At 69.1% G+C, this 10096-nt stretch carries 5 protein-coding genes; 2 read left to right on the forward strand and 3 right to left on the reverse strand.

Features of this window, described 5'->3' with window-relative positions; genetic code table 11:
- On the reverse strand, nt 1–1678 hold a 1678-nt coding region (locus Q664_RS60740; protein ID WP_043393144.1), incomplete at its 3' end, for an nSTAND1 domain-containing NTPase.
- The gene (locus tag Q664_RS10750) at nt 1675–3717 is read right to left on the reverse strand and encodes a CHAT domain-containing protein (RefSeq protein WP_043393147.1); all 2043 of its coding nucleotides are present in this window, start codon (nt 3715–3717) and stop codon (nt 1675–1677) included. The genes Q664_RS60740 and Q664_RS10750, both read right to left, overlap by 4 nt.
- A 210-nt stretch (nt 3718–3927) precedes the next feature.
- Here Q664_RS10750 and Q664_RS10755 point away from each other — a divergent pair, with 210 nt between their 5' ends.
- Nucleotides 3928–4962, forward strand: coding sequence for a cyclic nucleotide-binding domain-containing protein (locus tag Q664_RS10755; RefSeq protein ID WP_052517943.1), 1035 nt, complete (start codon nt 3928–3930; stop codon nt 4960–4962).
- Nucleotides 4963–5020: 58 nt separating this feature from the next.
- Here Q664_RS10755 and Q664_RS10760 read toward each other — a convergent pair whose 3' ends face one another.
- Complete coding sequence (locus tag Q664_RS10760) at nt 5021–8272, reverse strand: C45 family autoproteolytic acyltransferase/hydrolase (protein WP_235216645.1); 3252 nt, start codon at nt 8270–8272, stop codon at nt 5021–5023.
- 302 nt (nt 8273–8574) lie between these two features.
- Here Q664_RS10760 and Q664_RS10765 point away from each other — a divergent pair, with 302 nt between their 5' ends.
- Nucleotides 8575–10032, forward strand: a complete 1458-nt coding sequence (locus Q664_RS10765; protein ID WP_235216646.1) for a penicillin-insensitive murein endopeptidase — start codon at nt 8575–8577, stop codon at nt 10030–10032.
- Nucleotides 10033–10096 lie beyond the last annotated feature (64 nt).

Raw genomic sequence — 10096 nt, forward strand, 5'->3', positions numbered from 1 at the left:
GCCACACCCGCGCCGTCTTGTCCTCGGAGGCTGTCACCACCCGCGCCGTCTTGTCCTCGGAGGCTGTCACCACCCGCTGTCCGTCGGGGCTAAACACGGCGGACGACACCCCTTGCTCATGACCGCGCAGCACCACCGGCTCGCCTTGTCCGTCCACTCGCCACACCCGCGCCGTCTTGTCTCCAGAGGCCGTCACAATGAACTGTCCATCTGGACTGAAAGAAGCACCGAAACATCTCGGACAAGGCCGTGAGACCTCTTGAGCACTCAGTTTCAGCGTTTCATGCGAGAGACCAATCCATTCTCTCACCTGCTCCGGCTGAATGATCTCAAGGAGCAGCTTGCCCGCCTTCGCGACCTGCCCACGCTCGAGCAACTCTCGCGCACTCGCCATGATGCCAAGGACGCGAGCACGCTGTGCCTGCTCTTCCGCCCGCTTTGTCTGGAAAACGCCCCAGACAAACAAGGCCCCCATCAACACCACCAGCCCCACGGCTCCCGTGACGATGAGCCGCAGCCTCCGGCGCTCCACCAGCAAACGTCTCCGTTCCGCCTCTTGCTCACGTTGCTGCTTGGAGTCGAAGACCTTCCGGGCCAGCCAGTCATGCCCCAGCTCGAAGTACCGACTGCCGTTGTGCTCCTCTGCACGCAGCACCGCCGCTCTTTCCAGGCTGCCGAGCACCGAGTCCGCCTGCTCCCGAGGAAGCGCGGCCCTCGCCTCCGGCTCCGTCAACAGGGCCCGGCTACCATCCGCGGCCACCAGGTGCTCCTCCAGGAGCCGCTGCGCCGCCGGCATCAAGGAACCCAGTTCGGCCAACGTCGTCTCCAGGTACCTGTGCAGGATGTTCTCCGCATCCACCGCTCGCACGCGGCTTCCCGCCGCCCGCTCCACCCAGAGCGCCCGGCAGACGATCTGGGCGAACGCCGCCTGCACCTCGGCCTCGTCCGTCGCCCGCTGCCCGGGCATCCGCACCTGCAGCATCAGCTCCCGTGTCTCCTCCCTGTCCCAGCGCTGTGAGGGCTGGCCCAGGGTCACCAGGTGGAGCACCACCTCCAGCAACTCCCCCACCGTGAGCGGCCCGAGCCGGAAGCCTCCCTCCAGCAGCGTCCTCCACCCTCGCGCCCTGTCCCGGAAGCGCCCCAGGTAGTCCTCGCGCAGCGACAGGACGATGCGCAGCTTCTGGGACGTCTTCCTCGCCAGCGCATCCACTCCCTCCAGGAACTCCTCCGTCGCCTCCATCTCATGCCCTGACAGGAGGAGCTGCTCGAGCTGATCCAGGAAGATGAGGACCGGCCGCTCCGAGCGCTCCTCGGCCAGCTCCACCGCCCGCTCGAGCGCCTCGGCGGCGGGAAGGTCCGCGGGCACCTCGCCCAGATCGAGCTGCGCGAACAGGGCCCGCACCAACCACGGCAGGGGCGCCTCGCCCGCGGGCCAGCCATCCACGGACACGGCCCGGAAGTCGTGCTCCTGCTTCAGCCGGGGAATCACTCCCGCCTGCATCAGCGAGGACTTGCCCGCCCCGGAGGGCCCGTGCAGCGTGACACAGGCATGGGCGAGGACGCGGTTCATCAACCGCCGCGTTACCTCGTGGCGGCCCGTGAAGCGCCTGCGGTCCTCATCACTCCCACTGTAGGGACGAGGCCCCAGGAAGGGATTGAAGTCCATCTCCGCGCTCATGACGTCCGCCCTCCCGAGCCCCGGGCCTCGAGCAACGCGGTGAGTACCTCGGCGCTCGCCTCGAAGACATTCCGCAAGGGGGCCTTGCCGGGCAACCCCCGCCCCTCTTCCCACATCCCGCACTCCTGCTGCCCACCGGGCTCCACCACCGCGAGGCTCCCCGGCGGCAAGGCGTTCGACCCAAAGAGCCGGTAGAGCAGCATCCGGTGGTCCCAGCTGAGCATCGACATCCCCAGCAGCAGGGCGGGGTTGCGCAGCAGCGCGCTCTGGATGGCATCCGCCAGATCCGGCGGCAGCATCTGCTCCAGCGCGTGTACGCCCAGCAGGAAGTCATCCTCGGTGAGCAACGGCCGATCATGGAGATTCGGGGGCAGATAGCCCCGGTACAGCCGCAGCACCACCAGCTCGCGCTCCAGGTCCAGCAACGCCGGAGGCCGGGCCAGCCGCTCCCAGCGCTTGCCGCCCGCCTCGCGCCGCATCACCGTGGCCCGCTTTCCCCCGGGCTCCGGCGGCTGGATGACATACAGCGTGAGCTCGGGCCGGTGCTCGGCCAGGACGCACTCCAGCAGGGGGAGGCGCAGCAGCGTGACGTGGACACCGGGCCACAACCCACGCGCCAACTGCTCCAGCAGGGGCGGCGGAGTCTCATCCCCTCCGAGCGTTTCCTGGAAGACGAAGTCCAGCTCCTTCTCCCCCAGGCGCAGCAGGTACTGCTGGGCCAGCGCGCTCGTGGACAGGTGCTCGGGAGGCGGATCCACTCCCGCGTGGGCGAGTTCCTCGCGCAGCCGCTGATAGAAGCCGTCCCGGGCGGGCCCCTGGTGCTCCCCATGGTCTCCCAGCAGCAGCGAGAAAGGGCCCTCCAGCAGCCGCTCCAGCGCGAGCGCCAGCGGGTTGTCCATGCGCGACGCGGGCGCGGGCGCCTTCAGCTCCTTGCGATGCTTGAAGTCGAAGAGGACGGAGTCGTGGCCGCGCAGGTACAGCACGGGGGAGAAGGCCTCGGCGGTGCCGTGCTCCATCAACACCATGCGCCGGGCCTCGTGGAGGCTGAGCGCCACGTCACCCTTCTGGGGAGCGTTGGCCCCGGTGAGCGACCGGTAGAAGGTGGACGAGCACAGGCGCGCCACGTCATTGCGCACGGGCCACAGGTGGGCCACCACGGCGGCCACTCCCGTCCGGGCGAGCAGCTCCGCCGCGCTCGCGAAGGCACCCGGCTGGGCACCCTCGCACGCGTCCAGGACGATGAGGCGCAGGTGCTTGTGGAGCCCGCTGGCCTTGATCTGCTCGACCAGGGACTCCACCTCCAACCAGCGCTCCTCCCCCTCCGCGTCCACGAGTTGCAGCACGGGCGTCCCGTCCGCCTTCACGCCACCGTGCCCCAGGAAGTGGAGGACGTGAGGCATGGGCTCGCGGCGCAGCAACTCGGGGAGGTAGCGCGGCTGGAGGCGCGGGCCGACGACAGGCTCCAACCACTCCACCTCGCCCGAGGCGATGCTCTCGTGCAGGGCCCCCTGGAGCGCGCGGAGCGCGGGCGCGTTCGTCTCCTGGGGGACGAGGGCTCGCACCCGCACCGCGCCCTGGACCTCACGCGGCAGCCAGGGCTGCGTCGAGGCCACGCCGCGCACCACCAGCACGTCCGTCGAGTTGCCCAGGAAGCCGCGCTTCGTCCGGGGTTCGCACAGCGCCTCCCATGGGAAGGCTTGGAGGAGAGGCTCGGTCAGTCCCAGTTGCAGGAGCACCGGGCCGTCCTTCGCGGCCTCGCGCAAGGGCAGCAGCACCTGCTGCACCGCGCCCTGGAAGAGCGCACCGTGGAAGGCCTGGGCCTGCTCGAGCTGCTCCTCCATCGGCGACTGTCTCCGGGCCATGGCCCGGAGGTTGTCGGCGAAGGCCCGCAGGCGCTCCGAAGTGACTTCCGGCCCGAGGGTTCCGGGCTCGGGTCTCTCCCCACGGCTACCACGGACCGTGACCCGCAGGCCCGAGTCCGCCGTGCCGATGTCGAGCTCCAGCCAAGGCCTCGCGAGTCCCGTACTTCTCTCCGCCATGGAGCCGGAGGTTAACCCAGTTCATCAGGCCTCCTCACCCGAGCCACTCGGGAGCGGAACGCGAGCCGGACCGGTGGAGACATTCCTCTTCTGTGATGAAGCTCACTCGCCGGGTATCGACACCGTCACAGCCCCCCGGCCGCCTCCAGGGCAGAGTGCTTCATGTCAGGGCGCGAAACCCACACGCGAGGCCCTGGCATCGAGGCCGCCATGTCCCGCATCACGAGCACCGAGGTCATCCTCCCCTCCTCCCTATCCGCCGAGGCGCGGCACCAGCTCACCGACACCCTCTACGCCGTCCACGCGCAGCTCTTCGACTCGGAGGTGGAGCGCGAGACGTGGGCCTCGTGCGACAGGCCCGAGGCGCTCTACTTCCTCGAGACCGCGACCGGGCATGCCGAAGGACACGGACTGTTGACGGTGGCGCCCCTTACCCTGGAGACCGTGCTGAGCATGGCCCGCGCCCTGCTGAAGCGGCGGCTGCGTCAATCCATGGAGAGACTGGCGGCCCGGGCGCTGGGCACGCGGCTCGGGGCGCTCCTGGGCCGCTCCCTGGTGGTCCACGCGTTGCGCCACGTGCCGCTTTTCGCCCAGCTCGACGAGGCCACCCTGCGCGGCCTGGCCGGGCGCGCGGAGCTCCTCGTGTTGCCCGCGGGCAGGGAGGTCTTCCAGGCGGGAAGTGCCAGTGACGAGCTGTACCTGCTGGAGACCGGCAGGGTCCATGTGCTGGCCGAGGGAGGGAAGCTCATGGACGAGCTGGGCAGCGGCGCCGTGTTCGGGGAGCTGGCCCTGCTCACCCGCGAGCGCCGCACGGCGACCGTCCGCACGGCGACGGCATCGACGCTCATCCGCATTCCCCGCTCGTCGCTCCTGCCGCTGCTCGAGGGGAATGAGCACCTGCGCGAGCGGATGTGGAAGACGCTCGCCGAGCGGCGCTTCGATGATGTGGTGCGGGGGCTGGAGGGCTACGGACACCTGGGGCGCACGCGCCGGCTCTCCCTGCTGCGCTCTGGAGAGCACCGCGAGCTGAAGCCGCAGGAGTGGCAGAAGATCGAGGCGGGCACCCACCTGTTCGTGCTGTCGGGCGCGGTGGACTTCGAGCACGCGGGGCTGGTGGTGACCCAGCGGGACTCCACGCTCCTGGAGGTCGGCCAACCGCTCCGGGTGAGGGCCCGGGAAGCCACGCGGCTCGTGCTCCTGAATCCGCGGGCGGAGGACGCTTCGTCCCCACGCCTCGCGGTGTAGGCCGCCCGTCCGGGAGACAGGATGAGAACCTGTCTCCCCTGCCCTGTGATGCCCGGGCTCAGTTCGCCCCGGCCGCGGAGCCGATGGGCTTGAGCTCGGGGGCCGGGGACTCCGTCAGCTCCACCGCCAGCGCGTCGAGGCCGTGGTAGCCCTTGGCGCTCACCTCTCCGCCCCGGTAGAGCGCCCAGCCCTGGAGCTGGCCCGGCATGAAGGCGCGCGTCATGTGCCACAGCTGCGGGCCGCTGTTGGCCAGGTACAGGTAGAGCGTCCGCTTCGCGTTCCACGGGTTGGGCAGCGCCACCGCGAGCCCGTCATCCGAGCGGCCGTACGTCTTCCCCTGCCAGCGGAAGAACCGGCGGCCGATCTCCACCGGCAGCTCCTTCTCCGCCGCTAGCCGCGCCACCAGCCCGTTGTCCTCGGCGCCTCCGAGCACGAACAGATCCCGGCTCGCCAGCTCCTGGTCCGTCACCTCGGCGTCTGGCTTCAGCGGCGCGAGCACGTCCATGAAGGCATCCGCCACGACATCACGGAAGTTGAGCGTCAGCGTGCGATCCGCCTCCACCCCACGCGCCGAGCCGTGGACGAAGAGCAGCCGGCTGAAGTCGTCCATCGCGTTGGACAGCACCTGGAAGTGCTCGCGCGGCACGGGGATGTCATTCGTCGTGTTGAACACCACGCGCACCGGCCGCTCGGCCACGTGGAAGGTGAAGGTGTCGCTCGCGCCCTTCACCTCCACCCGCTCCAGCGTCGAGCCCTTCGCCGTGAACAGCTCCACGGTGGTGACGAAGTGGTACGGCTTGCCGCCCTGCTCCACCTTCACCGTCACGTCGTAGCCGTCCTTGGCCTTCGTGCTGCTGGCACGGATGCGAGGCTCGGGCAGACCGCCGCGCTCCACCCACTGCGCGATGAAGGGTGCCAGGTTCTTCCCCGCGGCCTCCGACGCGGTGCGCACGAACTCCGCGGTGGTGATGTTCTTGTTGGCGTAGCGCGCGTGCACGGTGCTCATCACCTTGGAGAAAGCCTTGTTGCCCAGCATCAGGCGCAGCTGGTGCAGCAGGAAGGTGCCCTTGAGGCGGGGGATGGCGTACGTGCCATAGCGGTTGTACGAGGTGCGCGTGGCCGCGGGCACCACATCCCCCTCGCGCGAGGAGAGGTACAGGTACCGGGTATTGAGATCCGCCAGGGCATCGCGCTGCTGATCGAAGGCCTTGTCCGCCGAGTCCGGAAGCTTGTTGAGCAGGTTCCAGTAGGCGGCGGTGCCACTCACGAGCCAGTTCTCACCGTCGGTGGCGGGGAACAGGGTGTTGGCCCACAGCAGCTTCTTGTCGAAGCCCAGGGCCTCCTTCACCTTCGAGGTATCGCGCTTGGAGGCGGGGGCCTTCTCCTCCTTCAGGGTGCTCGACCTCGCGAGGGCCTCCTTCAGCTTGTCCGCCACGAAGATGGGGCTGAAGGTGGTGTAGCCGAGCGTCAGGTGGGGCGTGGCACCGGGCAGGTCCTGGATCCACCGGCCACCCACCATCTTCTCGCGCAGGGTCGTCTTGCCGTAGTGGGCGATGAACACGAGCTTGCCGGCCATCTCGCCGGTGGTGAGCTTGGCGTCACAGGCATGGGGCCGGTTGATGGGGCTGGAGGCCATCATGCGGATGGCGTTCTCCAGGTCGATGCCGCCCTTGCCGTGCCGCTCGAAGTACTCCTGGAAGGCGATGTCCCGGTTCCACGTGTTGAAGGCCAGGTCCACCGGGGCGTTCTGGGGGTTGGACAGGTACTCCTTGCGCACCTCCAGGTCGCGGTTGTTGTTGTTGGCCCAGATGAAGTCCTTGAGGTTGCCCGGGGTCTCGGCCTTCTTGCCCGCGCCGCCCGTGCGCCACAGCTTCGTCTTGTTCGTGCCGAGCGTGAGGCAGGCGCCCTCGCCCGTCTTGGCGTCCGCGAGCGTCCAGTCGTTGGTGTAGAGGCCGTTGTTGCGATCCTTGAGGATGCGGGCCACGTCGTCGATCGAGTTGGCGTACTGGGCCGCCCTGCGGATGCGGTTGCTCTGCGGCGTGCCATCGGGATTGAAGGGCGTCTGGCCCACCGTGGTCTCACCGATGACGATGCCCGCGTCGTTGATGAACCAGTCCGCGCCGCTGTGGATGCCTCCCGGGAACGTCTGCATGACGAAGCGGTGGCCCTTCGTGGGCTGCACGTCGGCGATCACGTCCCAGTGCACGCCCGTGTAGCCGTTCCACATGAAGATCTGCCCCATGATGAACTGGCCATCCTTCGTCGCGGACTTCGTGGCCACGAAGGACGAGCAGTGGTCACCCTCGCCTGCCCGCGCCGTCTCGTCCTCGGCCTTCATGAAGACGCGGCCGGACAGGGACGTGGCGCTCACGCGGTTGGCGTCCTCGAGCTGCCCCAGGTCCACCACCGAGTTGAGGGCCGCCACGTCGAGCACATCCAGCTCGCGGTCCTTGAACTTCACGCCGGCCTTGTTGACGCCGTCGGCGATGCCCTTCATCTCCTCGAGGTACTCGGGATCGTACTTGCGCAGGAAGAGCGAGTCGGTGAGCAGCCGCACCTGGCTCCAGCCGTTCACCGCGTCCTGGCGGTTCTTCTGGATGCCCACCTTCTCCATGTAGCGGACGATGTCGTCGGCCAGGAGCTCGCCGTACTGCTGGCCGCGCTCGTAGGGCTCGCCCTCGATGTGGACGTACTTCCAGCCGCCATCGTCATAGCGGAAGCCCTTGCCGGCCCAGCGCACCGACTCCAGCGGGAGGTAGGCGGTGATGTCGTCCACCTCCTCCAGGCGCACGTCATCCACCCAGGCGGTGCCGCTGGCCTTGCCGTTGCGGCCCAGGTGCAGCTGCACGCGATCCGTGCCCTGGATGGCGAAGAAGAGCACCGAGACCCGGCCGTCCTGGTCCGCGCCCAGGGTGGGCGAGCAGTTGGTGAAGGGGAAGCTCTTCATGGACAGGCAGGCCCCGAGCGCCGTCGGGTAGCGCGCCTGGGGATCCGCCTGCACGCCACGGGTCCGCACCCACGCACTGAGGCGGTAGAGGCGGCCCACCTGCAGCTTCACGGGCTCGGACTGCACGGTGGTCTCGGCCCCGGTGGCCGGGTTCTCGATGACGAGCCCCCGCGCCCCCTCGGCCTTGGTCTCGGGACTGGAGGCCACCTTGCCCCCGCCCGTCACACTCCAGCCGGTGGGCTGCCCCGAGGCGGCCTGCGCCTCGAAGCCGGCATTGGTCACGGGAACCTGCGCGGCCCTGGAAGCGGGCGCGTGGAGGGCTCCCGCGGTGAGAATCAGGGCGCCGGTGAATCGCGAAATCATACGGAGAGGGGTCATGTCCTTCCCGGTGGAGATGAATGAACGTTGCGGGTCCGCCTACTTCGCCCACTCCGCCCCCGGGGCGTCAACCGCCGCCCCGGCACCAGACCCTGACGCGACGGGTCATCGCGGGTAGGGTCGAAGTACCCGATTTGACTGGGGGAGCAAGAGAGGGAGCAGGCCACGAAAGGCGGAACGAACTCCCTGCCCCGCGTCAAATTCCCGAGCGGCGCCTGCCTGGAATCCGAGCCGGCGCCGACGGTTTCCTTTGGCCTGGAACAATTTCGGGTAATGCTCCGCGCCGAGTGCGTTCTACATCCTGGATCATCCTGTTGCTGTGCGCCGGCTGCACCGCGCACGTTGTTCCCACTGTCTCTCCGTCGAAGGTGACGGCCTCGGAGCAGGAGGCGTCGACGTCTCCTGGACAGGCGGCCGTCCAGCCCGCACTGGCGTCGGCTGCTTCGCGGGAAGCCGCCGCCACCCCGGGGCCCCTGCCGGAAGCCGTGACGCAGGTCGTCGAGCACAATGACGCGGCGCTCGTGGCCGCCGAGGCCTCCACCGAGAGTGAAGAGGCCGCCGACGACGAGGAGCTGGCGGACACCCCCGACGCGGACGAGGGAGAGGCCTCGGAGGCGACGGCCGCCAACGGCGTGACCCCCAACGGGCCGCTCTACACCGCGGAGCTGTCGGACGAGCAGCTGACGGAGATGTGGAAGAAGGATCCGGCCACGCTGGGCTCCATCTCGGTGGGGTTCGTGGAGAGCGGCCGCATGGTGAACTCCGTGCGCGTGCCCCCGTCGGAGAACAATGAGTGGATCGTGGTCTCGCCCGAGCTGGCGTGGGGCACGAAGGAGACGGTGGACTACATCGCCACGGCCATCCGCGAGGTGCGTGCCCAGTATCCGAGGGCGCCGCCGCTGCGCGTCAACCAGCTCAGCTCTCGCGAGGGCGGCTACCTGCGCCCGCACAAGAGCCACCAGAACGGCCGGGACGTGGACCTGGGCTTCTACTACCCCACCGCCGAGCCCGTCCGCGTCCGCGCGCGCGAGAACCACATCGATCTCGAGCTGAACTGGGCCCTGCTCAAGGCGCTCGCCATCCACACCGACGCGCAGATGATCCTCGTGGACAAGCGCGTGCAGAAGGTCCTGTACGATTACGCGCTGCGCAAGGGCGAGAGCAAGGAGTGGCTGGATTCGCTCTTCAACGCCGGGGCGAAGTCGCTGGTGAAGCACGCGCGAGGCCACCGCGATCACTTCCACGTGCGCTTCTTCAATCCGCGCGCCCAGGAGCTGGGCCGCCGCGTGGCCCCGCTGCTCGCGTTGCAGCCGGACAAGAACATCCAGATGCACCGCGTGCGCTCGGGCGACACGGTGGGTGGCATCGCCCTGCGCTATGGCTCCAGCATCAACGCCATCAAGAAGGCCAACAGGATGCGCGGCGTGTTCCTGCGCATCGGCCAGGTGCTCGCGGTGCCCCTGCGGGGCCCCTGCACCCGCTGCCCAGTCCCGCCGCCCCTGGTCCTTCCGCCGCGCCGGATGCCTCCCGAGCTCGAGCAGCAGGCCCCCGCCGTGGCCACGCAGGAAGTCCCCTCCACTCCGGCCGAGACGCGGCCCTCCGTGGCCGCGCAGACGGAGAGCACGGACATGGCCACCGGGACGCAGGCGCCCGAGGTTCCGGCTCAGCAGGAGCCCGCGGTGCAGGGTTCGCCGGCGAATACCTCGGCCGCGATCATGCAGATGGGCCCCGCGGCATCGCGGTAGGTCCGTGTTTGTCCCCTCTCCCTTTGGGAGAGGGTCAGGGTGAGGGTCTTCCCCACGGGTTGAC

The organism is Archangium violaceum Cb vi76 (genome assembly GCF_000733295.1).
Classification (GTDB): Bacteria; Myxococcota; Myxococcia; order Myxococcales; family Myxococcaceae; genus Archangium; species Archangium violaceum.

Coding starts and splice junctions, on each gene's coding strand:
- Q664_RS10750 (WP_043393147.1), bottom strand. CDS start 3,717: ATGGCGGAGAGAAGTACGGGACTCGCGAGGCCTTGGCTGGAGCTCGAC.
- Q664_RS10755 (WP_052517943.1), top strand. CDS start 3,928: ATGTCCCGCATCACGAGCACCGAGGTCATCCTCCCCTCCTCCCTATCC.
- Q664_RS10760 (WP_235216645.1), bottom strand. CDS start 8,272: ATGATTTCGCGATTCACCGGCGCCCTGATTCTCACCGCGGGAGCCCTC.